The sequence below is a fragment of the Streptomyces sp. NPDC001231 genome (genome assembly GCF_042896885.1).
Classification (GTDB): domain Bacteria; phylum Actinomycetota; class Actinomycetes; order Streptomycetales; family Streptomycetaceae; genus Streptomyces.
The window spans coordinates 50,694-76,144 of record NZ_JBIAXS010000033.1; the positions used below are offsets into that span (position 1 = coordinate 50,694).

Annotated in this window: 23 protein-coding genes; 13 read left to right on the forward strand and 10 right to left on the reverse strand. The window is 71.4% G+C overall.

Annotation, left to right across the window (positions count from 1 at the left end):
- Window positions 1–108: 108 nt before the first annotated feature.
- Window positions 109–3,954, reverse strand: a complete 3,846-nt coding sequence (gene scy, locus ACFY3J_RS31935) for a polarized growth protein Scy (RefSeq protein WP_384171147.1) — start codon at window positions 3,952–3,954, stop codon at window positions 109–111.
- A gap of 234 nt (window positions 3,955–4,188) precedes the next feature.
- On the reverse strand, window positions 4,189–4,629 hold the full coding sequence (gene mce / locus ACFY3J_RS31940; protein WP_141358290.1) for a methylmalonyl-CoA epimerase: 441 nt from the start codon (window positions 4,627–4,629) through the stop codon (window positions 4,189–4,191).
- Window positions 4,630–4,778: 149 nt separating this feature from the next.
- Between mce and ACFY3J_RS31945 the strand changes: the two genes are divergently transcribed.
- The 3 genes from ACFY3J_RS31945 (at window position 4,779) to ACFY3J_RS31955 (ending at window position 8,419) form a co-directional block, all read left to right on the forward strand.
- Window positions 4,779–5,987: an acetyl-CoA C-acetyltransferase gene (locus ACFY3J_RS31945; protein ID WP_384171144.1), complete on the forward strand. Its 1,209-nt coding sequence runs from the start codon at window positions 4,779–4,781 to the stop codon at window positions 5,985–5,987.
- An 81-nt stretch (window positions 5,988–6,068) separates the two neighbouring features.
- The gene (gene meaB, locus ACFY3J_RS31950) at window positions 6,069–7,025 is read left to right on the forward strand and encodes a methylmalonyl Co-A mutase-associated GTPase MeaB (protein WP_384171141.1); all 957 of its coding nucleotides are present in this window, start codon (window positions 6,069–6,071) and stop codon (window positions 7,023–7,025) included.
- 179 nt (window positions 7,026–7,204) lie between these two features.
- A complete protein-coding gene (locus ACFY3J_RS31955; RefSeq protein WP_384171138.1) occupies window positions 7,205–8,419 on the forward strand; it encodes an MFS transporter in 1,215 nt (404 codons plus the stop codon).
- Window positions 8,420–8,480: 61 nt separating this feature from the next.
- Here ACFY3J_RS31955 and ACFY3J_RS31960 read toward each other — a convergent pair whose 3' ends face one another.
- The 4 genes from ACFY3J_RS31960 to ACFY3J_RS31975 form a co-directional block, all read right to left on the reverse strand.
- Window positions 8,481–8,957 carry a MarR family winged helix-turn-helix transcriptional regulator gene (locus ACFY3J_RS31960; RefSeq protein ID WP_384171135.1) on the reverse strand — a complete coding sequence of 159 codons (477 nt, stop codon included), beginning with the start codon at window positions 8,955–8,957 and terminating at the stop codon, window positions 8,481–8,483.
- A 92-nt stretch (window positions 8,958–9,049) separates the two neighbouring features.
- On the reverse strand, window positions 9,050–9,853 hold the full coding sequence (locus ACFY3J_RS31965) for an AIM24 family protein (RefSeq protein ID WP_225075613.1): 804 nt from the start codon (window positions 9,851–9,853) through the stop codon (window positions 9,050–9,052).
- On the reverse strand, window positions 9,850–10,500 hold the full coding sequence (locus ACFY3J_RS31970; RefSeq protein WP_225075614.1) for an AIM24 family protein: 651 nt from the start codon (window positions 10,498–10,500) through the stop codon (window positions 9,850–9,852). The genes ACFY3J_RS31965 and ACFY3J_RS31970 overlap by 4 nt, the downstream gene beginning before the upstream one ends.
- 1 nt (window position 10,501) lies before the next feature.
- The gene (locus ACFY3J_RS31975) at window positions 10,502–11,134 is read right to left on the reverse strand and encodes an AIM24 family protein (protein WP_384171132.1); all 633 of its coding nucleotides are present in this window, start codon (window positions 11,132–11,134) and stop codon (window positions 10,502–10,504) included.
- 217 nt (window positions 11,135–11,351) lie between these two features.
- Here ACFY3J_RS31975 and ACFY3J_RS31980 point away from each other — a divergent pair, with 217 nt between their 5' ends.
- Both ACFY3J_RS31980 and ACFY3J_RS31985 read left to right on the forward strand, forming a co-directional pair.
- Window positions 11,352–11,696: a DUF3817 domain-containing protein gene (locus ACFY3J_RS31980; protein ID WP_384171129.1), complete on the forward strand. Its 345-nt coding sequence runs from the start codon at window positions 11,352–11,354 to the stop codon at window positions 11,694–11,696.
- The gene (locus tag ACFY3J_RS31985; protein ID WP_384171126.1) at window positions 11,693–11,995 is read left to right on the forward strand and encodes an MTH1187 family thiamine-binding protein; all 303 of its coding nucleotides are present in this window, start codon (window positions 11,693–11,695) and stop codon (window positions 11,993–11,995) included. The genes ACFY3J_RS31980 and ACFY3J_RS31985 overlap by 4 nt, the downstream gene beginning before the upstream one ends.
- A gap of 61 nt (window positions 11,996–12,056) precedes the next feature.
- Here ACFY3J_RS31985 and ACFY3J_RS31990 read toward each other — a convergent pair whose 3' ends face one another.
- Window positions 12,057–13,037, reverse strand: a complete 981-nt coding sequence (locus ACFY3J_RS31990) for a DUF5937 family protein (RefSeq protein ID WP_384171123.1) — start codon at window positions 13,035–13,037, stop codon at window positions 12,057–12,059.
- A gap of 130 nt (window positions 13,038–13,167) precedes the next feature.
- On the opposite strand from ACFY3J_RS31990, the gene ACFY3J_RS31995 reads away from it, so the two are divergent.
- The 4 genes from ACFY3J_RS31995 (at window position 13,168) to ACFY3J_RS32010 (ending at window position 17,246) form a co-directional block, all read left to right on the forward strand.
- Window positions 13,168–14,445, forward strand: coding sequence for an MFS transporter (locus ACFY3J_RS31995; protein ID WP_384171120.1), 1,278 nt, complete (start codon window positions 13,168–13,170; stop codon window positions 14,443–14,445).
- A gap of 65 nt (window positions 14,446–14,510) precedes the next feature.
- Window positions 14,511–15,020 carry a MarR family transcriptional regulator gene (locus tag ACFY3J_RS32000; protein WP_365426234.1) on the forward strand — a complete coding sequence of 170 codons (510 nt, stop codon included), beginning with the start codon at window positions 14,511–14,513 and terminating at the stop codon, window positions 15,018–15,020.
- A gap of 101 nt (window positions 15,021–15,121) precedes the next feature.
- Window positions 15,122–15,466, forward strand: a complete 345-nt coding sequence (locus ACFY3J_RS32005) for a DUF3817 domain-containing protein (RefSeq protein WP_384171116.1) — start codon at window positions 15,122–15,124, stop codon at window positions 15,464–15,466.
- Window positions 15,467–15,545: 79 nt separating this feature from the next.
- Entirely contained in the window at window positions 15,546–17,246 is a 1,701-nt protein-coding gene (locus ACFY3J_RS32010) for a methylmalonyl-CoA mutase (RefSeq protein WP_384171113.1), read from the forward strand.
- A gap of 42 nt (window positions 17,247–17,288) precedes the next feature.
- Here the strand turns inward: ACFY3J_RS32010 and ACFY3J_RS32015 are convergent, their stop codons facing one another.
- Window positions 17,289–17,906, reverse strand: coding sequence for a TetR/AcrR family transcriptional regulator (locus ACFY3J_RS32015; RefSeq protein ID WP_384171110.1), 618 nt, complete (start codon window positions 17,904–17,906; stop codon window positions 17,289–17,291).
- A gap of 238 nt (window positions 17,907–18,144) precedes the next feature.
- Here ACFY3J_RS32015 and ACFY3J_RS32020 point away from each other — a divergent pair, with 238 nt between their 5' ends.
- The 4 genes from ACFY3J_RS32020 to ACFY3J_RS32035 all read left to right on the forward strand — a co-directional run bounded on the left by ACFY3J_RS32020 (window position 18,145) and on the right by ACFY3J_RS32035 (window position 22,561).
- Window positions 18,145–19,116 carry a tetratricopeptide repeat protein gene (locus tag ACFY3J_RS32020; RefSeq protein ID WP_390842279.1) on the forward strand — a complete coding sequence of 324 codons (972 nt, stop codon included), beginning with the start codon at window positions 18,145–18,147 and terminating at the stop codon, window positions 19,114–19,116.
- Between the two features lie 646 nt (window positions 19,117–19,762).
- Window positions 19,763–20,404 (forward strand): DUF6230 family protein, encoded by a 642-nt coding sequence (locus tag ACFY3J_RS32025; RefSeq protein WP_384171103.1) that lies wholly within the window; start codon window positions 19,763–19,765, stop codon window positions 20,402–20,404.
- Between the two features lie 131 nt (window positions 20,405–20,535).
- Complete coding sequence (locus tag ACFY3J_RS32030; protein WP_384171100.1) at window positions 20,536–21,147, forward strand: DUF6114 domain-containing protein; 612 nt, start codon at window positions 20,536–20,538, stop codon at window positions 21,145–21,147.
- Window positions 21,137–22,561 (forward strand): hypothetical protein, encoded by a 1,425-nt coding sequence (locus ACFY3J_RS32035; protein WP_390842280.1) that lies wholly within the window; start codon window positions 21,137–21,139, stop codon window positions 22,559–22,561. The genes ACFY3J_RS32030 and ACFY3J_RS32035 overlap by 11 nt, the downstream gene beginning before the upstream one ends.
- 103 nt (window positions 22,562–22,664) lie before the next feature.
- Here ACFY3J_RS32035 and pyk read toward each other — a convergent pair whose 3' ends face one another.
- Complete coding sequence (gene pyk, locus ACFY3J_RS32040) at window positions 22,665–24,095, reverse strand: pyruvate kinase (RefSeq protein WP_390842281.1); 1,431 nt, start codon at window positions 24,093–24,095, stop codon at window positions 22,665–22,667.
- 108 nt (window positions 24,096–24,203) lie between these two features.
- Window positions 24,204–25,412: an acetate kinase gene (locus tag ACFY3J_RS32045; protein WP_390842282.1), complete on the reverse strand. Its 1,209-nt coding sequence runs from the start codon at window positions 25,410–25,412 to the stop codon at window positions 24,204–24,206.
- Window positions 25,413–25,451: the final 39 nt, after the last annotated feature.

The following is a 25,451-nucleotide window of genomic DNA, read 5'->3' on the forward strand; positions in this document are numbered from 1 at the left end:
GGATACGTGTTTGATCTGGAGAATGACACCTCTTTTGAGTGGCTGACCGTTCCAGGGCTTGCCAAAGAACCGGTCAAACCACCCAGAAGGCCGGAATCCGCCTACAGGCTAGCTGTCTGACGACTTGCCACCCGACCGGGGTGCCCCCACCGTCGCGCCGGCCTTCACCGCGCCGTCCTTCCCGGACGGCGCCTCGAACGATTCCAGCGCCTCCAGCACGTCCTGGACCCGGGAGATCTCGGCGTTGATGTCCTCGCGCCGGCGCACCAGGATCTCCAGCTCGCGCTTGCCCTCCTCGACCGTGCGCCGGGCCTCGCGGACCGCCTCGGCCTTGAGCTCCTCGGCCTCCTTCACGAGCGTGGCCTTCTTCAGCTCGGCCTCCTTCAGCAGCCCCTCGGCCTTCTTCACCGCGGCGATCCGCACCTTGCCCGCCTCGGAGTTGGCCTCCGAGACGATCTCCTTCGCCTTGGACTGCGCCTTGGCCAGCTGCTCCTCGGCCGCCTTGATGAGCGCGTCGCAGCGGTCGCCGGCCGACTTCATCGTCTCGGCCGCCTCGCGACGGGCCCGCTCGTGCAGTTCCTCGATCTCGGTCGTCAGGCGCTCGCGCAGCTCCTCCGCGCGCTCCCGGATCTGGGTGGCGTCCCGGCGGGCGCCGACGAGCAGCTCGTCCGCGTCCGTACGGGCCTTCTCCACCGTGGTGTTGCCCTCGACCTTCGCCTCGGACAGGATCCGGTCGGCCTCCTTGCGGGCCGCGCCCACCATCGTGTCGGCCTGGGACTCGGCGTCCGCCTTCGTCTTGACCGCGCTCGCCTGCGCCTCGGTGAGCAGCTTGTCGGCCTCGGCGGTGGTCTCGGTGATGAGCGTGTCGACCTGCTCGGCCGCCTCCGAGCGCCGCTTGTTGGCGTCCCGGCGGGCCTCGTCCAGGGTCCGGTCGGCCTCCTCGCGGGCCGTGCCCACCAGCCGCTCGGCCTCCGCCCGCGCCTCGGACCCGACCCGCTCGGACTCGGCGCGGACCCGCTCGGCGTGCGCCTGCGCGGAGCCGACCGTCTCCGCGGCGCCGGCGCGCAGCCGCTCCGCGTCCCCGGTGGCGTCCGAGATCAGCTTCTCCGCCTTGGCGACGGAATCGGCGCGGACCCGGTCGGCCTCCGCGATCGTCTCCGTCTGGAGCCGCTCCGCCTCCGAACGCGCCTCGGAGATGAGTGTGTCCGCCTGGGTGGCCGCCTCCGACCGGATGCGGTTGGCGTCCTCGCGGGCCTCCGCGCGGGTGCGGGAGGCGTCCTGCTCGGCCTGCGCGATGGTGTCGGAGGCCTCGGTGCGTACCCGCTGGGCGTGCTCGGAGACGTCCGCGCGGATCCGCTCCGCCTCCGCGATCGCCTCGGACACGGTCCGCTCGGCGAGCACCTTGGCGGCCTCGGTCTCCTCCCGGGCCTCGCCGCGCAGCCGGCCCGCGTCCTCGCTCGCCCGCTCCCGCTCGGCGTAGGCGTCGGTGCGGACCCGGTCCGCCTCCTCCTCGGCCTCCCGGCGGGTCCGCTCCGCCGCGTGCTCGGCGGCCGAACGCAGCCCGGCGATCTCCTCCTGCGCCTGCTCGTGCAGCCCGGCGACGGAGTCCCGCACCTGCTGCGCGTGCTGCTCGGCGGCCGACACCATCTCGGTGGCGCGCCGATCGGCCTCCTCCACCAGACGGGTGGCCTCGGCCTGCGCCTCCTCCACCCGCTTGCGGGCCGAGGCCAGCAGCTCCTCGCTCTGCTCGCGGGCCCGCTCGCGCTCCTGGTCGGCCTCGGCGCGCGCGGCACCGAGCAGTTCCTCGGCCTCACGGCGGCGCCGGGCGGCCTCCTCCTGGGCGGCGGCCAGCGTCTCCGACGCCTCCGCGCCCAGCCGCTCCGCGGCTGCCTGCGCCTCCGCGCGCACGCGGTCCGCGGTGTCCTGGGCCTCCGCCTTGAGCCGCTCGGCCTCCGCCGCGGCCTCCGAACGCAGCCGTACGGCGACGGACTCGCCCTCGGCGCGGGAGGCGGACGCGTCGGCGGCGGCCTCGGTACGCAGCCGCTCGGCCTCCGTCTCCGCCTGCTGCTGCAGCGTCCGGATGCGCTCGGCGGCCTCGGTGCGCAGCCGCTCGGCCTCCTCCGCCGCCTCACGGCGGATGCGGGAGGCCTCCTCGCGGGCGTCGGTCAGCGCCTTCTCGGCGTCCGCCAGCCGCTCCTCGGCCTCGGTGTGCAGCCGGGTGAGCTCCTCGGTGGCCTCCGCCTTCCGGGCGGCTACCGCCTGCTCGGTCTCCTCGCGCAGCTCGCGCGCGGCCCGCTCGGCGTCCGCCTGGACCGACTCGGCCTGCTCGGTGGCCTCGGCGCGGTGCCGCTCGGCCTCCTTGCGGGTGCGCTCCAGGGTCTCCTCGGCCTGCCGGCGCAGCGTGGTGGCCCGCTCGATGGCCTCGGTGCGGACCTTCTCGCTGTCGCTCTGCGCGGTGCCGCGCAGCTCGTCGGCGTCGGCCTTCGCCTTGGCCAGCAGCTCCTCGGCGGACTTGGCCCCCTCCTCGATCTGCACCACGGCCTCGCGCCGGGCCTCGGAGCGGATCTTCTCGCCCTCGGCGACCGCGTCGGCCCGCAGCTGCTCGGCCTCGCCGCGCAGCCGGCGGGCCTCCTCCTGGAGCTCGACCGTCTTGGCGCGGTACTCCTTGGTGTCGTCCTTGGCGGCGCCCTTGAGCTGCTCGGCCAGGTCGTGCGCCTCGGAGCGCAGCCGGTCCGCCTCGGCCTCGGCCTCCTTGCGGATCCGCTCGGCCTCCTCGGCCGCCGCCTTCGTGGTCCCCTTGGCGTCCTCCGACGCCTTGTTCAGCACGTCCTCGGCGGTCTTCGCCGCCTTGGACAGCTGGGTCGCGCTCTCCTCGGCGGTGATCGTACGGGCCTTCTCGGAGGCCTCCGCGACGATCTTCTCCGCCTCGGCGCGGGCGTCCGCGACCAGTTGCTCGGCCTCGGACCTGGTGGCCTCGGCCTCCTTGGTGGCCTCCTGGACCAGCCGGGCGACCTGCTCCTTGGCGGTGCGTGTGCGCTGCTCGTTGGCCGACTCGGCGCCGGCGAGCGTCTTGGCCGCGGAATCCTTGGCCTCGGTGACCAGCTTCTCGGCCTCGGTCTGCGCCTTGCGCAGCGCGTCCTCGGCCTCGGCCATGCGCTGCTCGGCGGACCGGCTCAGCTCGGCGGCCTGGCGGCGGGCGGCGTCCGACTCGCTGGCGGTGGCGGAGCGCAGCCGCTCGGCGTGGTCGGTGGCTTCCTGGGCCTGGTTGGAGGCGGCGTTCAGCAGCCGCTCGGCGTCGGTGCGGGCGCGGCGCAGGATCTGCTCGGCCTCCGCGCGGGCCGCCTCGGCGTCGCTCTGCAGGCGCTGCCGGGCCTCGGTGGCCAGCCGCTCGGCCTCGGCGCGGGCGGCCGACATGGCCTGCTCGGCCTCGGCGCGGGACTCGTCCAGCAGACGCCGGGCCTGCTGCTCGGTGCGGGCGCGCAGCTGCTCCGCCCACGCCACGTTCTCGTTGACGTGCGATTCGACGGTCTGCCGGCGCTCGGCGAGCTCCTGATCGAGCTGCTGGCGCCGGTTGACCGCCTCGGCGTGCAGCTCGGCCTGAAGGCGAGCGGCCTGCTCCGCGTGCTCCTGAAGGATGCGCTGGGTCTGCGCCCTGGCCTGGCTCAACTCGCGCTCGGCGTCGGCGCGGATCTGGTCGGCCTGCACCTGCGCGTTGCGCAGCAACTGCTCGGCCTGGTAGCCGAGGTCGGCGCCGTCGTAGGCGGGCCGGGACATGATGGTGCGGCGCGCCTCGTGCAGCTTGGCGCGCAGCACCTCGACCTGGTAGCCGAGGTCCTCGGCGTGCTGGATCGCCTTCTCCCGCTCGGTCTTCAGCCGATCCATCTCGGCCTCGAACCGAGAGAGGTGGTCGACGTCAGCCGCCGGCTCTCGCTCCTGGCGTTCGTAGCCCCGCACTGCGCGGTCCCATCCGTCCCCTGGTCGCAAGCCTGTCCAAACGAGCTCCGTCCATCCGCCGGACGGGGCCCCCGGGAAATGGTGTCAGATCAACAGCGGAGCACGGGCTGCTGCCCCGCCGCTCGTCCCCCGAAACACGGACCCCGGCGGTCCTGTCGTTCTCGACGGCAGGACCGGGTCGTCCCCGCTCGGGGGACGACCGCCCCCAACCCTACCGGCCCTTATGTACGGGAGTCAGTGCTCAGCCGACTCAACAGCCGCCGAAGTGACCAGTTCTGTCAGGACACCGTGGCAATCCTTGGGGTGCAGGAAGGTGATCCGGGACCCCATCGAGCCGCGTCGCGGCTCGTCGTACAGAACGCGTACGCCCTTGTCGCGGACGGCGGCCGCGTCCGCGTCGACGTCCGCCGTGCCGAAGGCGATGTGGTGCACGCCCTCGCCGTTCTTGGCGAGCCACTTCGCGACGGTGGAGTCCTCGCGGGTCGGTTCGAGAAGCTGCAGGTAGGAAGCCCCTCCGTCGGAGGTGTCGTTGATCTTGAGCATGGCCTCGCGCACGCCCTGCTCCTCGTTGACCTCGGTGTGGAACACCTCGAAGCCGTACGTGGTCCGGTAGAACTCGACGGTGGCGTCGAGGTCGTGGCAGGCGATCCCGATGTGGTCGATTCGCGTCAGCATGGAATCAGTGCATCGCCACCGGGGTGGTTACGCAACGTGCGCGCGATCACACCGACGGCCCGATGACGGGGCGGAGTACGCCTCAGTACATTCGAAGTAAACCCTCGTTCACTCCTCGGCTGTGCAGGCCGGTAAGGGGATCGCAGCTCATGTCTTCTGGAACTTCCGGTACGACCGGCTCGGTGATCGTCGCGGGCGCTCGGACGCCCATGGGGCGGCTGCTGGGCTCGCTGAAGTCCTTCTCCGGAGCCGACCTCGGCGGCTTCGCGATCAAGGCCGCCCTCGACCGCGCGGGGATCGGGGGCGACCAGGTGCAGTACGTGATCATGGGCCAGGTGCTGCAGGCCGGGGCGGGGCAGATCCCGGCCCGTCAGGCCGCGGTCAAGGCCGGCATCCCGATGAGCGTTCCGGCGCTCACCATCAACAAGGTGTGCCTGTCCGGTCTGGACGCCATCGCGCTCGCCGACCAGTTGATCCGTGCGGGTGAGTTCGACGTGGTCGTGGCCGGCGGCCAGGAGTCCATGACCAACGCCCCGCACCTCCTGCCGAAGTCCCGCGAGGGCTACAAGTACGGCGCGGTGGAGATGCTGGACGCGATGGCCCACGACGGCCTGACCGACTCCTTCGAGGGCATCGCCATGGGCGCGTCGACGGAGAAGCACAACACCCGCCTGGGCATCGGGCGCGCCGAGCAGGACGAGATCGCCGCCCTGTCCCACCAGCGGGCCGCCGCCGCGCAGAAGAACGGCGTCTTCGAGGCCGAGATCACCCCGGTGGAGATCCCGCAGCGCAAGGGCGACCCGGTCCTGTTCAGCAAGGACGAGGGCATCCGCGGCGACACCACGGCCGAAGGCCTGGCCAAGCTGCGCCCGGCCTTCGCCAAGGACGGCACGATCACCGCCGGCTCCTCCTCGCAGATCTCCGACGGCGCCGCGGCCGTGGTCGTGATGAGCAAGGCCAAGGCCGAGGAGCTGGGCCTGGAGTGGATCGCCGAGATCGGCGCCCACGGCAACGTCGCAGGACCGGACAACTCCCTGCAGTCCCAGCCCTCCAACGCCATCCAGCACGCCCTGAAGAAGGAGGGGCTCGAGGTCTCCGACCTGGACCTCGTCGAGATCAACGAGGCGTTCGCCGCCGTGGCCGTGCAGTCAATGAAGGACCTGGGCGTGTCCACGGAAAAGGTGAACGTGAACGGCGGCGCCATCGCCCTGGGTCACCCGATCGGGATGTCCGGCGCCCGTCTCGTGCTGCACCTGGCGCTGGAGCTGAAGCGGCGCGGTGGCGGCGTCGGCGCGGCCGCGCTGTGCGGCGGCGGCGGTCAGGGCGACGCGCTGATCGTCCGGGTGCCGAAGGCCTGAGCCGGGTAACACCCGCCCGACCTCATTCGTAGGACCTCTCGTACGCGGACCGCGTACGTGGATCATGTGAACGGAGCTGTGATGCAGGACGTCTCCTCTCTGGTGGCCCAGGCCAGGGAAGGCCGGCCGAGGGCCGTGGCCCGGCTGATCTCCTTGGTCGAGGGGGCGTCCCCGCAGTTGCGGGAGGTCATGCGGACGCTCGCGCCGCTGACCGGCAACGCGTACGTCGTCGGTCTGACCGGCTCCCCGGGCGTGGGCAAGTCGACGTCCACGTCCGCGCTGGTGACGGCGTACCGCAAGCAGGGCAAGCGGGTCGGTGTCCTGGCCGTCGACCCGTCCTCGCCGTTCTCCGGCGGCGCGCTGCTCGGCGACCGGGTGCGGATGTCGGAGCACGCCTCCGACCCGGGCGTCTACATCCGCTCCATGGCCACCCGCGGCCACCTGGGCGGGCTCGCCTGGGCCGCCCCGCAGGCGATCCGCGTACTGGACGCGGCGGGCTGCGACGTGATCCTGGTCGAGACGGTCGGCGTGGGCCAGTCGGAGGTGGAGATCGCCTCCCAGGCCGACACGTCCGTCGTCCTGCTGGCCCCGGGGATGGGCGACGGCATCCAGGCGGCCAAGGCCGGCATCCTGGAGATCGGCGACGTCTACGTCGTCAACAAGGCCGACCGGGACGGCGCGGACGCCACCGCCCGCGAGCTGAACCACATGCTGGGCCTCGGCGAGGCCCGCGGCCCCGGCGACTGGCGCCCGCCCATCGTCAAGACGGTCGCCGCGCGCTCCGAGGGCGTCGACGAGGTGGTCGAGGCGCTGGAGAAGCACCGGGCCTGGATGGAGGAGCGGGGCGTCCTCGCGGAGCGGCGCCGCGCCCGCGCCGCCCACGAGGTGGAGACCATCGCGGTCACGGCCCTGCGCGAGCGCATCGGCGACCTGCACGGCGACCGCCGGCTGAGCGCCCTCGCGGAGCGGATCACCGCCGGTGAGCTGGACCCGTACCAGGCGGCGGACGAGCTGGTGGCGGGCCTGACCGAGGGCTGATCCCGGCCCGCTTCGGGAAACCCCGTGGTCAATCACGGCGGATATCGCTAACTTGACCGGCATGTTCCTCCACTTGGCATAGACCGCACACCCGCGCCGCGTCCCGGACCGACGACCGACCGTCGGCGGACGCGGCGCTCCGGTGTCCCGTCTTCATGCCTTCATGTGAGGAACCACTCATGTCCGCGCCCACTTCGTCGCGCCCGGCCCTGCCCGCGCGGCCCTCGTACGCCGCCGTCCTGCGCGTCCCGCACGCGCGCCGCACCTTCACCGCCGCCCTGACGGCACGCCTGTCCTACGGGATGGTGGCGCTCTCGGTGATGCTGTCCGTCACCCGGGCCACCGGGTCGTATGCCGTGTCCGGTGCCGTGATGTCCCTGTTCGGCGCCACGTCGGTCTTCCTGATGCCCCTGCGGGCGTCCCTGGTCGACCGGTACGGACCGCGCCGCGTCCTGCTCCCCATGGCGGCGCTCTACGGCGCTCTGCTGTGCGCCCTGGCCGTCCTGACCTGGGGCCCCGGCGCACCGGCCGCGGTCGTCGCCACGGCCGCCGCCCTCGCGGGCGCCTGTGCGCCCCCGCTGGGTCCCACCATGCGCGCCCTGTGGTCCGAACTCGTCGCGGACCGAGGCCTCCTGCTGCGGGCCTACAGCCTGGACGGCGTCGCCGAGGAGTTGCTGTTCGTCTCCGGCCCGGTCCTCGTCGGCGTGCTGGTGGGCTTCGCGCCCCCGGCGTCCGGCCTCCTGCTCAGCGCGCTGCTGATCGTCGCCGGCACCTGCGCCTTCGTCACGTCGCCGGCGATGACCGGCCCCCGTCCGGCGCCGCGGCGGGAGAAGTCCGGCAGCCGCCTCGCCGGGCTCCGCGGCCTGCTGCCGCCGGTCGCCGTGGCCTTGGGGGTCGGCCTGGCGCTCAGTGGGGTGGAACTGCTGGTGATGGCGTTCGCCGCCGAGCGGTCGTACGACACGGCCCTGGTGCCGTGGGTCCTGGGCGCCCTCTCGGCAGGCAGCGCGGTGGGCGGCCTCGTCAACGGGGCGATCGACTGGCGTACACCCGCCCGTGTGCGTCTGACCTGGTTCGCGGCGGGTCTTGGTCCCGTGGTCGCGGCGGCGGGCCTCGCGCCCGGCATGTGGACCCTGACGGCGGCCATGGCCTGCGCGGGCGCGTTCATCGCTCCGGCGCTGACCACGGCGTATCTGCTGGCCGACGAGACGGCGGCGGAAGGCTCTCGGACGCGGGCCGGAGCGTGGGTGAACGCGGCGGTGAACGCCGGCGGGTCAGGTGGAGCGCTGGTGACGGGACTGCTGATCGGCGCCCTGCCGCTCGGGGTGTGCTTCCTGCTGGCGGGCGGGGCGTCCGTGGCGGCGGCGCTGATCGCGGGAGCGTGGCGGCGCCGGTAGGCGTGTTCCGCCCGGCGTCCGGGTTTCGGGCCGGCCCGAAACCCGGACGCCTCGAGCAGGCTCAGTTGCGGCCCCGCTGCCCCCGCAGATGCTCGGCGATCGGCTTCAGGGCCTTGTCCAGCTCCATCAGCGTCTCGTGGTCGACCAGATCGATGAAGTGCCTCCGCACGGACGCCACATGGTGCGGCGCGACCTTCTGCATGGTCTCCATGCCGTGCTCGGTGAGGACCGCGTACAGGCCCCGGCGGTCGGACTCGCAGTTCTCACGGCGCACCAGGTCCGCGTTCTCCATGCGGGTGATCTGGTGCGAGAGGCGGCTCTTGGACTGGAGGGTGGCGGACGCGAGGTCGCTCATGCGCATCCGGACGTCCTCCGACTCGGAGAGATTCACCAGGATCTCGTAGTCGTTCATCGTCAGGCCGAACGGCTGCAGGTCCTTTTCGAGCTGGTACGTCAACAGCCTGTTGACCTCCAGGTGGGTGCGCCAGGCGCACTGCTCCGCATCGGTCAGCCAGCGCGTGGCCGTCTCGGTCTCCATGAATGAAGTCTACCTAAGAAGTTGAAAGGCGAACTAGTGACGGTGGTGTGACGGCGCGCACGCGTTCGATGTCACACTCCGCAGACTACCGCTCACACCCCGAAGCGACGCTGGAGATCTCCCAGCTGTCCGGGAAGGCGCGGTTGCCCGCCCTGCTGTCCGCGGGTTCCGGACACCCTTCCCCCTCCGGGTACCCCGGGCTCGTCCGGAAGCACCCCTGCCGCCAGTTCGGCCATGAGGCTCTCGCTGGACTGCAGCAGGACCGTCCCGGCCCCCACGAACTCGAACTGGTGCTCCTCCCCGGAGACCGGCCCGAGGCCCGTCATGGAACGCAGCCCGCCCAGTACGCCGGTCAGGTACCCGTGGTCGTAGTGATGGCACGGGGACGGGCAGTCGGCCCAGCCGACCAGCGCCTGCGGGTCCACCCGGATCGGGGGCTCCATGAACACCACCGGCCCGTTGGACGCGGCCACGAACTTTCCGGTTCCGATGAGGGTGAGAAAGCCGGGCACGATCGACTGCTTGAGCGACAGACTTGGCTGAAAAGCGAGCAGATTGCCGGAGCGAATGGTCAGATTGCCGTCGTCCAGGTCGAAGGAGTTGACATCGAAGGCCCGGTCGGCGAGCAGCATCCGGCCCGAACCCTCGGCCACCACCCAGTCGCTCGCGTGCAGAGGCGAATGAAAGGCCGTGCGGACCAGATGGTCCAGTCGGCCGTGTCCGATGCCGTTGAACTCGATCGCCCCGTAGTAGGCGATCATCTTCCCCTTCTGGAGGAACCACTGGCTTCCCTTGAGCTCCACGCAGAAGGTGTACGGGTTCACGTTGTCGTCGGCCGGCAGGGTCGTCGGGTCGTGGACCACCGGCCCGGCGCCGGGCGTTCCGTACGCGCTCACAGCTTCTCCTCCGACGCCTGGACGTACACCGTGCCGTTGCCGCTCAGTTCGAGCTGGAAGCCCTCCCCGGAGCCGCGTCCCACCATCTCGCGCCAGCCCAGCGCGGTGGACAGCTTGTTGCGGACGTCGCCGTGGTGGGCGACGTAGGCCTGCGGGTCGACGTGGACGGGGCGCTGCGGGGTGATCGGCACCTCGAAGACGCCGCCGTGCGCCATGACCGCAACCGAGCCGTGTCCCTGGAGGGTCGTCGTGAACAGTCCCTGACCCGTCACCTGGCCCCGCACCATGCCCATGACCCCGCCCTGCGAGCCCATGAACATCGTGCCCTGCTGGAGCGTGCCCTCGAAGGCGAGCAGACGGTCCGCCTCCACGTACAACGTGTCACCCGTCATCTCGATCACGTGCACATGGTGGCCGCCGTGCCCGAAGAAGACCGTGCCGCTGCCCTCCACGGTCATCAGCGGTGTCGCCTCACCCGCCACCCGGCGCCCGATCATCGACATCAGACCGCCCTGGCCGCCCTGGATGTTGGGCGTGAACGCCACGTCACCCCGGTAGGCGAGCATCGCGCCGCGCTGACTGAACAGGCGCCGGCCGGGCACGACCGTCGCCTCGACCATTTTCGAGTTGATCTCCCGGAAGGTCATCTCACAGGTCCCCCGCGATCGTGTTCCGCTCGCTCGGCTGGACGTACACCAGCCCGTCCCCCTCGAACCGGATCTGGAAGGCCTCCCCGCCGCCCTCCCCGAGGAACGTGCGGAAGGTCACCCCGGACTGGAAGGACTGCCGGACGTTGCCCTGGTGCGCGATGTAGGCGCCGGGGTCGACGATCAGCGGGTACTGCTGACTGACCCTGAGCACCACCGCCGGCCCGTCCGACATGATCGCCGCCTGCCCGTGCCCCTCGACCGTGGTCGTGAACAGTCCGTTGCCCTGGGAGGCGCCGCGCAGCCCGGTGAACGTCGTCCCCGTGCGCAGCCCGGCGTCCGTCGCGAGCAGGTTGCTCGACTCGACGTACAGCTTGTCCCCCTGGAGCCGCACCAGATTGATCTCGGCCGCCCGGTCGGCGAACCAGCACGTTCCGTGCCCCCGCACCTCCATCACGGTCATCTGCTCGCCGGTGAGCCGCCGGGTCACCATGCCGCGCAGTCCCTCGCCGCCACCGGTCAGCCTCTTGAAGGCCATCTGCCCGTCGTACGCGACCATCGAGCCGTTCTTCGCCTTCACGGCGTCCCCGGTCATGTCGACGGCGAGCACCCTGCTGTCTTGAAGTCGGAACATCGCCACGGAGCGAAGGTAGCGGCGGACGGGGCAGGCCGACAGGGCCCACGGGGGGACAACGACCCTGATTCACACCCTTACGGGACGGCCGCGCCCACCCCCTGACCGGACCCGCCCCGCGGGTTTGCCACAATGGACGAACGTTTGTGCTCGCATTCACAAGCCGGTCCGCGTCACTTCAGCGGCCCGCCCGTCCGTCTCCCACCGAAGGTGACCCGTGGACATCAAGACCGCCACCGCCCTCCGCCGCCTCCGCCTGGTCTCCGCCCCCGAGGCGGTCTCCTTCCTCCTGCTGCTGGTCTGCTCGGTCCTGAAGCGGACCACGGACTTCAACGCGGTGCCCGTGATGGGCGCGATCCACGGCGTCCTGTTCATCCTGTACGTGATCTTCTGGGCCGACGCCTGGAACCGTGCCAAGTGGTCGCTGGGGACCGCCGCCCTCTACTTCGTCCTCTCGGTCCTGCCCACCGGTGGCTTCTTCGCCGAGCGCAGGCTCAAGCGCGAGGCCGAGGACGCGGTGATCGCCTCCCGCGCCCGCCGCGAAGGGGTCGTGAGCGCATGATCGTCGCCTTTTCCGTGACCCCGCTGGGCGTCGGCGAGGACGTGGGGGAGTACGTCGTCGACGCCGTCCGGGTCGTCCGCGAGTCCGGCCTGCCCAACCGCACCGACGCGATGTTCACCTCAGTCGAGGGTGAGTGGGACGAGGTCATGGACGTCGTCAAGCGAGCCGTCGCCGCGGTGGAGGCACGCGCTCCGCGAGTGTCCCTGGTCCTCAAGGCGGACATCCGTCCCGGTGTCACGGACGGCCTCACCGCCAAGGTGGAGCGGGTCGAACGGCACCTCGCCCAGCAGGCGGAGTGAACACCCGGCGGCGCGTCGCGGGACCCTCCGGCCCACCCGCGCCGCCCCTCTCGCGAGGGCCTCACCCGCCCGAGACCAGTGCCATCCCCAGCGGAGTGCGTTCGTAGAGCACCTGGTGCCCGTACCGGCGGGACGTGAGCAGGCCCGCGTCCCGCAGCACCGTCAGATGCGCCGACACCGACGACGGGGCCAGGTCCAGACGGTGGGCCAGCGCCGTCGTCGACGCCGGATCGGTCAGCGCGGCCAGCACCGCGGCCCGCCCCCGTCCCAGCAGCCGGACCAGGGCCTCGCCGGCCTCCGCGCCCCGCGGCACCCACAGACCGCCCAGCCCGCGCGCCGGGTACACCAGCGTGGGCTGCCAGGGCGGATCGAAGCCGCTGATCACGTCCGGCCAGGAGAACACGCTCGGCAGCAGCACCAGCCCCTGCCCGTCGAGGTCGCGCCCGTGCTCGCCCGGCCAGTCGACCGTCAGCGTCCGCCCGTCCCAGGACAGCCGCCGGTCCAGCTCCGGCAGCAGCGCCCCCAGTCCCACCTCGGCCAGCCGCCGCGAGTGGAAGGCCACATCGGCCTCCAGCAGCGCCCGCAGCCGAGGCCACTCCGGCTCGACCAGCGCGTGCCACGCGGCCTCCATCAGATCGGCCAGCTCCCGCACCGCACGCCCCGGATCGGCGAGCATCGCCCGCCCCCGCGACGACTCCAGCGCACCCGGCGTCTCGGCGAGCGCCCGCGCCAGGTCCTCCCGCGCCGCCCCGGGATCCGCCGCCCGCACCTGGGCGATCTCGTCCTCGAACACGGCCGCCGGCCCGATCGGTGGCGGCCCGAGGAAGTCGGGGCTGTGCCCCCGCCGGGGCATGAGCAGCCACAGCGGGGCGAGGTCCAGCCCCTCTGCGGCCTCCCGGATGCGGCGCAGCCAGTGCGGGTGGTACCCGTGCCGGTCCGGCCGTCGCAGCGTGCGCACCGCCTCCTGCGTCTCCCACAGCGGCGACACCGCGAACCGGCACCGCATGAGGTCGTCCTCCCCGAAGTGCAGACGGAACGGCACGGCACCCCCAGGAAAGACAGGCGAAGACAGGAAAGGCAGGTGAAGACGGGGAAGGCAGGAGAGACGGCAAAGATTCGGCAGTGGCCGAAACTCTACGCCGACCGCCCCTCCCACCGGCACGCTGCCGCCCATGCAGCAGCAAGCCCCCGAGCCCACCCCGACCCCGCAGGCCCCGGACCGGCCCGCACCCACGCCCGCCCCCGTGCCCGTGGCCGAAGCGGCGGTCGGCTACGCCCGGGTCTTCGCCGTACCCGAGTTCCGGGCGGTCTTCGCCGCCCACGCCCTCTCCCTGCTCGGCGTGATGGTCAGCGAGATCGCCCTGTCGGTGCTCGTCTACGACCTCACCGGCTCGCCCCTGATGAGCGCCCTCACCTTCGCGCTCGGCCTCATGCCCTACGTCGTCGGCGGCACCCTCCTCAGCGGGATCGCCGACCGCTTCCCGGCCCGCCGGGTGCTCGTCACCTGCGACCTGGTGTGCGCGGCCTGTGTGGCGCCGATGGTGGTGCCCGGTGCCCACATCGGCGTCCTGCTCGCGCTGCGCTGCGCCGTCGCCGTCGTGTCACCGGTGTTCCAGGGAACGCGGATGGCCAGCCTCACCGACATCCTCGGCGACGGCGAGCTGTTCGTCCTCGGCCGCTCCCTGCTGCGGATCGTCTCGCAGAGCGCGCTGCTCGTCGGCTTCGGCCTCGGCGGCCTGCTGCTCACCGTGGTCAGCCCCCGGCACGCCCTGCTGATCACCGTCGGCACCTTCCTCGCCTCCGCCGTCCTGCTCCGCCTCGGCACCCGGAACCGTCCCGCCCGGACCGGGCAGCCCGGCGCCCTGGTGGGCGACTCGCTGCGCGGTGCCCGGCAGGTGCTCGCCGACCGCCGGATCCGCGTACTCCTGCTGCTGTTCTGGGTGCCGCCGATGTTCGCGGTCGTGCCGGAGGCGCTGGCGGCCGCGTACGCCGACGCGCTCGGTGCCGGCTCCGTCGGGCTCGGTCTGCTGATGTGCGGGCTGCCCGTCGGCACGATCGCGAGCGAGTTGTACGCCGGCTCCCGGCTGCGGCCCGCCGTCCGGGAGCGGATCGCCCTGCCACTGGTCTGCCTGACCCTGCTGCCCTACCTCGGCTACGCCCTGCGTCCCGGCCTCGCCGTCTCCCTGCTCCTGCTGGTGCTCTCGGGCGCCGGGTCGGCGTACACGCTGGGCCTGGACCAGTGGTTCGTGCGGGCGGTGCCCGAGGAACTGCGCGGCCGGGCGATGACCCTGCTGACCGCCGGACTCATGACGATCCAGGGCGTGGGCATGGCACTGGCCGGGGTCGCGGCGGAGTTCGCCGGGGTGGCGGCGACGGTCGCGGGGGCCGGAGTGCTGGGGACGGTGTGCTGCGTGGGGCTGGCGGTGGCCGCCCGCCGGACCGGGAGCTGAGCCCGCCGGACCGAAAGCTGAGACGGGGCTGAGCCGCATATGACCGACCGGTAGGGTCTGGTGACGTGCCGAAGCCCCTCAGTCTCCCTTTCGACCCCATCGCCCGTGCCGACGAGCTCTGGAAGCAGCGCTGGGGAAGCGTGCCGTCCATGGCCGCGATCACCTCGATCATGCGCGCCCACCAGATCCTGCTGGCCGAGGTCGACGCGGTGGTCAAGCCGTACGGGCTGACCTTCGCGCGCTACGAGGCCCTGGTGCTGCTCACCTTCTCCAAGGCCGGCGAACTGCCGATGTCCAAGATCGGCGAGCGTCTGATGGTGCACCCCACGTCCGTGACGAACACCGTGGACCGGCTGGTGAGATCCGGTCTCGTCGCCAGGCGCCCCAACCCCAACGACGGGCGCGGCACGCTCGCCGTCATCACCGACAAGGGCCGCGAGGTGGTCGATGCCGCCACCCGCGACCTGATGGCGATGGAGTTCGGCCTCGGGGCCTACGACGCCGAGGAGTGCGGCGAGATCTTCGCGATGCTGCGGCCGCTGCGGATCGCCGCGCACGACTTCCACGAGGACTGACGCGCACGGCTTGCGCGAGGACCGAGGGGCCGGGGCGCGGACCGCCGCGGCAGGGCCACCCGGGGCAAGATCTCCCGGAACGGGTGGTTACGCTCGTCCCCATGAAACGAAGCGTGCTGACCCGCTACCGGGTCATGGCCTACGTCACCGGTGTGCTGCTGGTCCTGCTGACTCTCGGCGTGATCGCCAAGCACCTGCTCGGCATCAACGGCGCGGCGGGGTTCACGAGCGTCGTCGGCATCGCGCACGGCTGGCTGTACGTCGTGTACCTGGTGTTCGCCTTCGATCTGGGCTCCAAGGCCAAGTGGCCGGTCGCCAAGCAGCTGTGGGTGCTTCTCGCGGGGACCATCCCGACCGCCGCCTTCTTCGTCGAGCGCAAGGTCAGCCGCGAGCTGGAGTCCCGGCTCGCCGCGCAGGACGAGGCCCCCGCGGTCGCCAAGGCCTGAGCACGCGCCACCGCCGTACGGAACCCGTACGGCGGTCAGCCGTCGACATTTACTTGGACGTCCTAGTAAATTCGAGGGTATGGACGCTGACGCCATCGAGGAGGGCCGCCACCGCTGGCAGGCCCGGTACGACGCCGCACGCAAGCGCGAGGCGGACTTCACCACGCTCTCCGGCGACCCCGTGGAGCCGGTGTACGGTCCCCGGCCGGGAGACACGTACGAGGGATTCGAGCGGATCGGCTGGCCGGGGGAGTACCCCTTCACCCGCGGCCTGTACCCGACCGGCTACCGGGGGCGTACGTGGACGATCCGGCAGTTCGCCGGGTTCGGCAACGCCGAGCAGACCAACGAGCGCTACAAGATGATCCTCGGCAACGGCGGAGGCGGGCTCTCGGTCGCCTTCGACATGCCGACGCTCATGGGCCGCGACTCCGACGACCCGCGTTCGCTGGGCGAGGTGGGCCACTGCGGCGTGGCCATCGACTCGGCGGCCGACATGGAGGTGCTGTTCAAGGACATCCCGCTCGGTGACGTCACCACGTCGATGACGATCAGCGGGCCGGCCGTCCCCGTCTTCTGCATGTACCTGGTCGCCGCGGAGCGGCAGGGCGTGGACGCCTCCGTCCTCAACGGCACGCTCCAGACCGACATCTTCAAGGAGTACATCGCCCAGAAGGAGTGGCTCTTCCAGCCCGAGCCCCATCTGCGCCTCATCGGCGACCTGATGGAGCACTGCGCCAGCAAGATCCCCGCGTACAAGCCGCTGTCCGTCTCCGGCTACCACATCCGCGAGGCGGGGGCGACGGCCGCGCAGGAGCTGGCGTACACGCTGGCGGACGGCTTCGGGTACGTCGAACTCGGGCTCAGCCGCGGTCTCGACGTCGACGTCTTCGCGCCCGGCCTGTCCTTCTTCTTCGACGCGCACGTCGACTTCTTCGAGGAGATCGCCAAGTTCCGTGCGGCGCGCCGCATCTGGGCCCGGTGGATGCGCGACGTCTACGGTGCGAAGACCGACAAGGCGCAGTGGCTGCGCTTCCACACGCAGACCGCCGGGGTCTCGCTGACCGCCCAGCAGCCGTACAACAACGTCGTGCGCACGGCCGTGGAGGCGCTCGCGGCGGTGCTCGGCGGCACCAACTCGCTGCACACCAACGCGCTCGACGAGACGCTCGCGCTGCCGAGCGAGCAGGCCGCGGAGATCGCGCTGCGCACGCAGCAGGTGCTGATGGAGGAGACCGGGGTCGCCAACGTGGCCGATCCGCTGGGCGGTTCGTGGTACATCGAGCAGCTGACGGACCGGATCGAGGCGGACGCCGAGAAGATCTTCGAGCAGATCAGGGAGCGGGGACTGCGGGCGCACCCCGACGGGCAGCACCCGATCGGGCCGATCACGTCCGGCATCCTGCGGGGCATCGAGGACGGGTGGTTCACCGGCGAGATCGCGGAGTCGGCGTTCCGGTACCAGCGGGCGCTGGAGAAGGGCGACAAGAGGGTCGTCGGCGTCAACGTCCACACCGGCTCGGTCACCGGGGACCTGGAGATCCTTCGGGTCAGCCACGAGGTCGAGCGGGAGCAGGTGCGGGTGCTCGGGGAGCGGAAGACCGGGCGGGACGAGAGTGCCGTGCGCTCCGCGCTGGACGCGATGCTGGCGGCCGCGCGGTCCGGCGCCAACATGATCGAGCCGATGCTCGACGCCGTGCGCGCCGAGGCGACGCTGGGTGAGATCTGCGGGGTCCTGCGGGACGAGTGGGGGGTGTACACGGAGCCCGCGGGGTTCTGAGGGACCGGAGCCGGGGCGGGCTCGTCCGCCCCGGCGCCCCTGTCAGCCGTCCGTCGCGAGCCCGGTCAGAAGGACCCGGGTGAAGCCGCGCACCCATTCCTCGTCCGCCGGTTCGGCGCTGACCAGGGTGCGGTGCACCACCGCGCCCGCGACGATGTCGAAGATCAGGCCGACCGTGCGGGCGGCTTCCTCCGGGTCCGGTTCCGGGGGGAGTTCGCCCCGGGTCTGGGCGCGGGCGCGGCCCTCCAGGACCAGGCGCTTCTGGCGGTCCACGATCGAGGTGCGGATGCGTTCGCGCAGGGCCTCGTCGCGCGTCGACTCGGCGACCACGGCCATCAGTCCGCTCTTGGCCTCGGGCCGGGCCAGGATCGCCGCGAACTGGAGGACCACGCCCTCGATGTCGGCGGCGAGGCTGCCGCGGTCGGGGAGGCGGAGTTCGTCGAAGAGCTCGGCGACGGCGTCGACGACGAGTTCGTTCTTGCCCGCCCAGCGGCGGTACAGCGTCGTCTTCGCGACCCCGGCCCGGGTGGCCACGTCCCCCAGGGTGAGCCGGGACCAGCCCAGCTCCACCAGCGCCGCCCGGGTGGCGGCCAGGATCGCCGCGTCCGCGGCGGCGCTGCGCGGCCGGCCGGCGCGGGCGGCGGGGGTGCGGCTCTGCATCCCATGACCATAACCGGACCGAAAACGAGTGGTTCCTGTCCGGTCGTGAGAGAGATCACCACGGCGTGCTTCCGCGCGGGCGTCCGCTGCCATTACGCTACGGGTCGTAGCGAAACGCGGGCGTGAACCCGTGTCCGAGCGATGACCACAGGGTGTCAGGTGGGGACCGGGCGCCCGGCGCGGTACGGCTTTCCCGGCGGTTTTCACTCAGGCGGGCAGAACGGGGGAGGATAGACGCATGCAGCCACGGAACATGTCCATGAGCGGAGTCGTCGACCTTGCCGCGGTGAAGGCGGCCCAGGAGGCCAAGGCGAAGGCGGAACAGGCGCGCGCCCAAGCGGCCAGGGAGGGCGGCGCGGGGGCGGTCTCCCCGGCCGATCTCGTCATCGACGTCGACGAGGCCACTTTCGAGCGCGATGTCCTCCAGCGGTCGGCCGAGGTGCCCGTCGTCATCGACTTCTGGGCCGAGTGGTGTCAGCCCTGCAAGCAGCTGAGCCCGGTCCTGGAGCGACTGGCCGTCGAGTACAACGGGCGCTTCCTCCTCGCCAAGATCGACGTCGACGCCAACCAGTTGCTGATGCAGCAGTTCGGCGTCCAGGGGATCCCCGCGGTCTTCGCGGTGGTCGCGGGCCAGGCCCTGCCCCTGTTCCAGGGGGCGGCGGGCGAGGAGCAGATCCGACAGACGCTGGACCAGTTGGTGCAGGTCGCCGAGGAGCGGTTCGGACTGACCGGTCTGACCGTCGACCCGGACGCCGAGGCGGGCGCACAGACGGCTCAGCAGGTCCCGGTCGGCCCGTACGAAGCGCTGCTGAACGCGGCCTCGCAGGCCCTGGACGCCGGCGACCTGGGCGGCGCGGTGCAGGCGTACAAGAACGTGCTGGCCGACGACCCGGCCAACCCGGAGGCCAAACTCGGCCTGGCGCAGGCCGAGTTGCTCCAGCGGGTGCAGGACCTCGACCCGCAGCGGGTGCGCAAGGAGGCGGCCGAGAAGCCCACCGACGTACAGGCGCAGATCACCGCCGCCGACCTGGATCTGGTGGGCGGTCACGTGGAGGACGCGTTCAGCCGGCTCATCGACACCGTGCGGCGGACCGCCGGTGAGGACCGGGACGCGGTGCGGCTGAGGCTGCTGGAGCTCTTCGAGGTCGTCGGCGCCGAGGACCCGCGAGTGACGGGGGCGCGCCGGGCGTTGGCGCGGGCGTTGTTCTGATCCGGGCCAACCCTCTTGTGCTGACCAGTCGTTAAACGCCACGGCATGTGATGCCCGAGTGAAAGATTGGCCGAGGAGCCGTCAGTGCGGCCGCGCTTTACCAAAACTTGGTAATCGCGGCCGCTGTTACTGGCAGTAAATCGAGGGTGTGGTTCCGCCCGGTTCCGTCCAGAGGTGAACCGTTTTGTTCTGCCCTTTGTTACCACCGAGTGTTGCCGTTCGGAACCGGTGAGTCGTGTCCCGGTTATCCAGCCGTTACTAGCGAGTAACGAACCCCCTTGTGCGGGCGGCGAGAATGCACCACGATCGGCGACGCTCGGTCCGTCCCCGTACCCCGGCAACCGGTCGGGTCATGGGGTGTCTGGGTCCCCACCGAGCAGGGCCGGCGGCAGTGGCGCCGTCCCTTGGGGCAGGGGGGTCTTCGCCGGCTGGCGAAGCCTGTCCAGCAGGGTTGTGCGTGATGCGTGTCAGGCGCGACCAGTGGTTGTCGCTCGGGGGTGATCGCCGGTGATTCGGGCGCGGTTGGCGCCACCGAGCGCGGGCGCTCTCCTTCCCGAGGACGTAGCACTTCTCCCATCCCTGCCCGGCCGAGCCGCCGGCCGGTGGTGAGCCGGGCCAGGAGATGTACGTCCGAGAAGGAGGAAATATGGAGTCCCAAGTGCGTGGCGGGACCAGATGGAAGCGGTTCGCTGTGGTCATGGTGCCCAGCGTGGCCGCGACGGCGGCGATAGGCGTGGCCCTGGCTCAGGGTGCCCTCGCCGCGTCGTTCAGCGTGTCCGGTCAGTCGTTCAAGGTGACGGCCGACAGGCTGGAGGGCAAGGGGTTCGCCCAGTACGGCGCGATCGACTCGGGGAAGAGCCTCGACGGCAGCAAGGACGAGCACCACCCGGTCGCGGTCTCGGCGTTCAGGACGGCCACGATCAACAACCTGTGCCAGTCGGTCGTCACTCCGACGCCCTTCGGCAACGTGAGCCTGCTGCTGAAGGCGGGTGGCGGCAAGACGCCGGTCGAGGCCGAGAACCTCTACATCGACGTCGCCGACCTCAAGGCCGATGCCACGTTCAACAACATCGACATCGGTGTTGCGGCCGGCTCCGCCAGCAAGGGGCCGGGCATCAAGCCGGGCGAGATCGCCAACAAGCAGACCAGCCCCTTCGGGTTCGCTCAGCAGGCCGACTCGGCCACGCTGACCGGTGTGAAGCAGACGGCGTGGGCGACGACCGCCGGGACCTTCAAGCTCAGCGGACTCAGCATGTCGCTGGCGACAGGTACCAAGGAGTGCTACTAGGCACTCGGTGACGGGCGGGGGAGCCGACGGCGCCCCCGCCCGTTCCACCTTCCACCAGCTCTTCACACACCCCCCACACCGACCAAGCACCACCCTCATCACAGCAACGCCGCACCAGGGAGCTGTTTTCCATGAGCGCCGAGACTCCTGCCGTAACCGGCCAGTTCACCCGCCGGAGGCTGCAGTTCCGCGCCTGGCGGGGCACACGTCCGTTCTGGGCCGGTCTGTTCGTCCTGCTCGGCGGCTTTCCGATCATGTACTTCCCGTACGCCCACCTCCAGCTCGGTCATCTGACGCTGGCGATGGCCACCACCGCGGGAGCCGGATCTCTGATCATCGGCGTGCTGCTCGTCGTCCTCGGCATCAGCCTCTGGTTCCAGAAACACATCCGGGTGTTCGCGGGTGTCGCGGCGATCCTGCTGGCGCTGGTGTCCATCCCCGTGTCCAACTTCGGCGGCTTCGTCATGGGCTTCCTGTTCGCGCTCATCGGCGGCGCGATGGCCGTGGCGTGGGCGGAGGGCGTACCGCCCGCGCGGGAGGACGCCGGGCAGGCCGGCCCGGTACGGGGCGGTGCCCCCGAGGCCGCGCCCGGCCCGGTGGTGGACGGCCCGGCGCCGGCCGGCCCCGCGGTGGACCCGACGAGCGGTGGGGGCCCCTCCCAGGCCTTCGAGGCACTGGGGGAGAACGACCTGTCAGGAACGAGCCCGGCCAACGGGGCGAACGGGAGGCAAAGTGCCGGCTGACGAGGTGACTCACGGGACGGGAGTGGAGGAGTCCCGTGTGAGAACCGGGCCGCGTCACGCGGCACCCAAGAAGCCGCTGTTCACCAGGTTCCACATGCCGGCCGGCAGGGCGATAGCCATGGCGGCGATGCCGACGGCGGTCCTCATGGGGATGGGCTTCACATCGACCCACGCCGTCGCCGACAACAACGCGGCGACGCCGTCCGCCAAGAGCCTGACGGCCGACGAGTACAAGGACTGTGTCGCGGCGCTGGACGGCTCCCAGGACAAGGCCTCGGCCTCGCCGACGCCGTCCGCCTCCGCGAGCGCCGGTGACCCCGCGGAGGACGGTGAGGACGCCACCGCGCAGCCGGCCCCCTCGGCCACGTCCTCCACGGGCACCGCGGACCAGGACGGGCAGGGGGACCAGGACGGCGAGGGGGACGAGGACTCCTCGCACACGTCCCCCTCGCCTGATCCGGCTTCCGGTGACAAGGCCGCGCCCAAGCCCGACTCCACCGCCTCGCAGAGCAAGCCGGGCGGTTCGGACACGGGAGGCGCCGCCACGGCGGCCCAGTCGGCGCCCGCGGGCGGCGGCGGTCTGCTGGGGACCATCGGTGACGCGCTCGGAGGCGTGCTCACCGGCGGCCAGCAGGGCTCAGGGTCCGGGGCCTCCGCGGACTCCGGGGCCACGCCGTCCGCCTCCGCCACGCCTTCGGCGGGCGGGGCCGGGGACGCCGGCGACGACGCTGCCGACACGGTCAAGGACACGGCCCAGAAGGCCACCGACACGGTCAAGGACACCGTCAAGGACGCGACCGGCACGGTCTCCGAGGCGGCCGGGGAGGCCGGGAAGACCGTCGAGGGCGTCAAGGACACAGCCGGCGAGGCGGCCGGTGAGGCGGCCGACGCGGCGACGGCCTCGCCGGGCCCGTCGGCGAGCTCCACGACGGACCCGGAGGACTGCCCGGTCGCCACCGACGCCGTGGGCGGCGTGGACAACAAGGTGCTCCTGGCCGACGATCCCTGGTACCTGAACGCGAGTTCGCTGCTGCTGAAGGGTGCCGACTACCAGGGCATCGTGGAGGTGCGCACGGCCGGCGGAAAAGTCAAGAAGGTGCTGAAGTACGTCATCTCGGATGGCACCGACATCGGCGACCTGCACCAGACGGTGAAGGACAAGCGGGCCGGCAAGACGTACCACGTGCAGGCCGCCAAGGGTTCGACGTCCACGATCCGCGGCGGCGACACGGTGATGTACACCGAGAGCATCTCCGGCAACCTGCTCGGTCTGATCCCCGTCACCTTCAGCCCGGACAGCCCTCCGCCGCTGAACATCCCGCTGATCTACTTCACCAAGGTCAAAGTGGTCCAGGCGGCCCAGTTCGGCGGCAACCTGCACGTCCCCGGAATGCACGTGTACACCACCGACTGACCGGCCAAAGGCCCGTCCCGGAGCCGCGACACCACCGAGGGCGCCCCCTGTTCGCGGGGGGCGCCCTCAGTGGTGTGCCGATCGACCGTGCGCTTGGCCGGTCTCAGTCGCGCGAGCCGCCGCCCAGGTGGTGGACGCGGACCATGTTGGTGGTGCCGGGGACGCCGGGGGGCGAGCCGGCGGTGATGATGACCGTGTCGCCGGGGGCGAAGCGGTTGAGCTTGACCAGCTCCTGGTCGACCAGGTCGACCATCTCGTCGGTGCTGTTGACGAACGGCACCACGTGCGGCTCCACGCCCCAGCTGAGCGCGAGCTGGTTGCGGGTGGACTCGTCGGTGGTGAAGGCCAGGATCGGCTGGCAGGCGCGGTAGCGGGACAGCCGGCGCGCGGTGTCGCCGGACTGGGTGAAGCCCACCAGGCCCTTGGCGCCCAGGAAGTCGGCGATCTCGCAGGCGGCGCGGGCCACCGAACCGCCCTGCGTGCGCGGCTTCTTGCCCGGCACCAGCGGCTGCAGGCCCTTGCCGAGCAGCTCCTCCTCGGCCGCCTTGACGATCTTCGACATCGTCTTGACGGTCTCGACCGGGTAGGCGCCCACGCTCGACTCGGCCGACAGCATGACCGCGTCGGCCCCGTCCAGGATCGCGTTGGCCACGTCGGAGGCCTCGGCGCGGGTCGGACGGGAGTTGGTGATCATCGACTCCATCATCTGGGTCGCCACGATCACCGGCTTGGCGTTGCGCCGGCACATCTCGATCAGGCGCTTCTGCACCATCGGGACCTTCTCGAGCGGGTACTCGACGGCCAGGTCGCCGCGGGCCACCATCACACCGTCGAACGCCATCACGACGTCCTGCATGTTCTCCACCGCCTGCGGCTTCTCCACCTTGGCGATGACGGGGACGCGGCGGCCCTCCTCGTCCATGACCCGGTGGACGTCGGAGATGTCCTTGGCGTCGCGGACGAAGGACAGGGCGACCATGTCGCAGCCCATGCGCAGCGCGAAGCGCAGGTCCTCCACGTCCTTCTCGGACAGCGCGGGCACGTTCACCGCGGCGCCGGGCAGGTTGATGCCCTTGTGGTCGGAGATGACGCCGCCCTCGATGACGATCGTCTTCACCCGGGGGCCCTCGACGTCGAGGACCTTCAGCTCGACGTTGCCGTCGTTGATGAGGACCTGGTCGCCGCGCGAGACGTCGGCCGGCAGCCCCTTGTACGTCGTACCGCAGATGTGCTTGTCGCCCGGGACGTCCTCGGTGGTGATGGTGAACTCGTCACCCCGCTCGAGTTCCACCGGCCCCTCGGCGAAGGTCTCCAGCCGGATCTTCGGGCCCTGGAGGTCGGCGAGGACGGCGATGGCCCGGCCGGTCTCCTTGGCCGCGGCGCGGACACGCTCGTACCGTGCCTGGTGCTCGGCGTGCGTTCCGTGGCTGAAGTTGAAACGGGCCACATTCATGCCCGCCTCGATCATGGCGACGAGCATCTCGTGGGAGTCGACCGCTGGGCCGAGAGTACAGACGATTTTCGAACGGCGCATGGGGCGATCCTATCGGTTTGTTTCGCTCCGGAATATTCCGTCTGGTGGAAGGTACAAATGGGCGCCTTCGCGCTCAGTCGAGTGCCGGCCGGAATTCCGTGGACGCGCTCAGCCGTCCTTTCCGACCAGTGCGTAAGTCTGGGTGGCGATCTCCATTTCCTCGTCCGTGGGAACCACGGCCACGGCGGTTCGCGCGCCCTCGGGCGAGATCAGCCGCGCACCGTCGCCGCGTACGGCGTTCCGCTCGCGGTCCACCGTCAGGCCCAGCCCCTCCAGGCCGTCGAGGGCGGCCTCGCGCACAAAGGCCGCGTTCTCGCCGACGCCTGCCGTGAAGGCGACCGCGTCCACCGTGCCGAGTACCGCGTAATAGGCGCCCACGTACTTCTTCAGCCGATGGATGTAGATCTCGAACGCGAGCCGTGCCTCGTCGTCGCCCTCCTCCATCCGGCGCCGAATCTCCCGCATGTCGTTGTCGCCGCACAGGCCGAACAAACCGCTCCTCTTGTTGAGGAGAGTGTCGACCTCGTCCATGGACATTCCGCCGACACGCTGCAAATGGAAGATGACGGCCGGGTCGAGGTCACCGGAACGCGTTCCCATCACCAGCCCCTCCAGCGGGGTGAGCCCCATGGAGGTGTCCACGCACAGGCCGCCCCGGACCGCCGAGGCCGACGCGCCGTTGCCCAGGTGCAGCACGATGACGTTGACGTCCTCGGGGGCCTTGCCGAGCAGCTCCGCCGTCGCCCGGGAGACATAGGCGTGCGAGGTGCCGTGGAAGCCGTAGCGCCGCACCCGGTACCGGTCCGCGATCTTCGTGTCGATCGCGTAGCGCGCCGCGGACTCCGGCATGGTCGTGTGGAACGCCGTGTCGAAGACGGCGACCTGCGGCAGGTCGGGGCGCAGCGCCATGGCCGTGCGGATGCCGGTGAGGTTGGCCGGGTTGTGCAGCGGCGCCACCGGGATCAGCCGTTCGATCTCGGTGAGCACGGCGTCGTCGATGACGGTGGGCTCGGTGAAGAACATGCCGCCGTGCACCACCCGGTGCCCGATCGCGGCCAGTTCGGGGGAGTCCAGGCCGAGCCCGTCCCGGGCCAGTTCCTCCGCGACCGACTTCAGCGCGGCGTCGTGGTCGGCGATCGGCCCGTTCTCCTCGCGGGTGGCCCCCGTGGTCAGGCAGGTGTGCCTGAGCCGGGAGGTCTGCTCGCCGATGCGCTCCACCAGGCCGACGGCGAGCCGGGTCGCGTCGCGCATGTCGAGCAGCTGGTACTTCACCGACGAGGAACCGGAGTTGAGGACGAGGACGCGGGTCGCGGTCACGAGCGCTGGCGCTTTCTGGTCGGGAGCTCTGGAGGTCTG

Coding starts and splice junctions, on each gene's coding strand:
- mce (WP_141358290.1), bottom strand. CDS start 4,629: ATGCTGACGCGAATCGACCACATCGGGATCGCCTGCCACGACCTCGAC.
- ACFY3J_RS31945 (WP_384171144.1), top strand. CDS start 4,779: ATGTCTTCTGGAACTTCCGGTACGACCGGCTCGGTGATCGTCGCGGGC.
- meaB (WP_384171141.1), top strand. CDS start 6,069: ATGCAGGACGTCTCCTCTCTGGTGGCCCAGGCCAGGGAAGGCCGGCCG.
- ACFY3J_RS31955 (WP_384171138.1), top strand. CDS start 7,205: ATGTCCGCGCCCACTTCGTCGCGCCCGGCCCTGCCCGCGCGGCCCTCG.
- ACFY3J_RS31960 (WP_384171135.1), bottom strand. CDS start 8,957: ATGGAGACCGAGACGGCCACGCGCTGGCTGACCGATGCGGAGCAGTGC.
- ACFY3J_RS31970 (WP_225075614.1), bottom strand. CDS start 10,500: ATGACCTTCCGGGAGATCAACTCGAAAATGGTCGAGGCGACGGTCGTG.
- ACFY3J_RS31975 (WP_384171132.1), bottom strand. CDS start 11,134: ATGTTCCGACTTCAAGACAGCAGGGTGCTCGCCGTCGACATGACCGGG.
- ACFY3J_RS31985 (WP_384171126.1), top strand. CDS start 11,693: ATGATCGTCGCCTTTTCCGTGACCCCGCTGGGCGTCGGCGAGGACGTG.
- ACFY3J_RS31995 (WP_384171120.1), top strand. CDS start 13,168: ATGCAGCAGCAAGCCCCCGAGCCCACCCCGACCCCGCAGGCCCCGGAC.
- ACFY3J_RS32005 (WP_384171116.1), top strand. CDS start 15,122: ATGAAACGAAGCGTGCTGACCCGCTACCGGGTCATGGCCTACGTCACC.
- ACFY3J_RS32010 (WP_384171113.1), top strand. CDS start 15,546: ATGGACGCTGACGCCATCGAGGAGGGCCGCCACCGCTGGCAGGCCCGG.
- ACFY3J_RS32015 (WP_384171110.1), bottom strand. CDS start 17,906: ATGCAGAGCCGCACCCCCGCCGCCCGCGCCGGCCGGCCGCGCAGCGCC.
- ACFY3J_RS32020 (WP_390842279.1), top strand. CDS start 18,145: ATGCAGCCACGGAACATGTCCATGAGCGGAGTCGTCGACCTTGCCGCG.
- ACFY3J_RS32025 (WP_384171103.1), top strand. CDS start 19,763: ATGGAGTCCCAAGTGCGTGGCGGGACCAGATGGAAGCGGTTCGCTGTG.
- ACFY3J_RS32030 (WP_384171100.1), top strand. CDS start 20,536: ATGAGCGCCGAGACTCCTGCCGTAACCGGCCAGTTCACCCGCCGGAGG.
- pyk (WP_390842281.1), bottom strand. CDS start 24,095: ATGCGCCGTTCGAAAATCGTCTGTACTCTCGGCCCAGCGGTCGACTCC.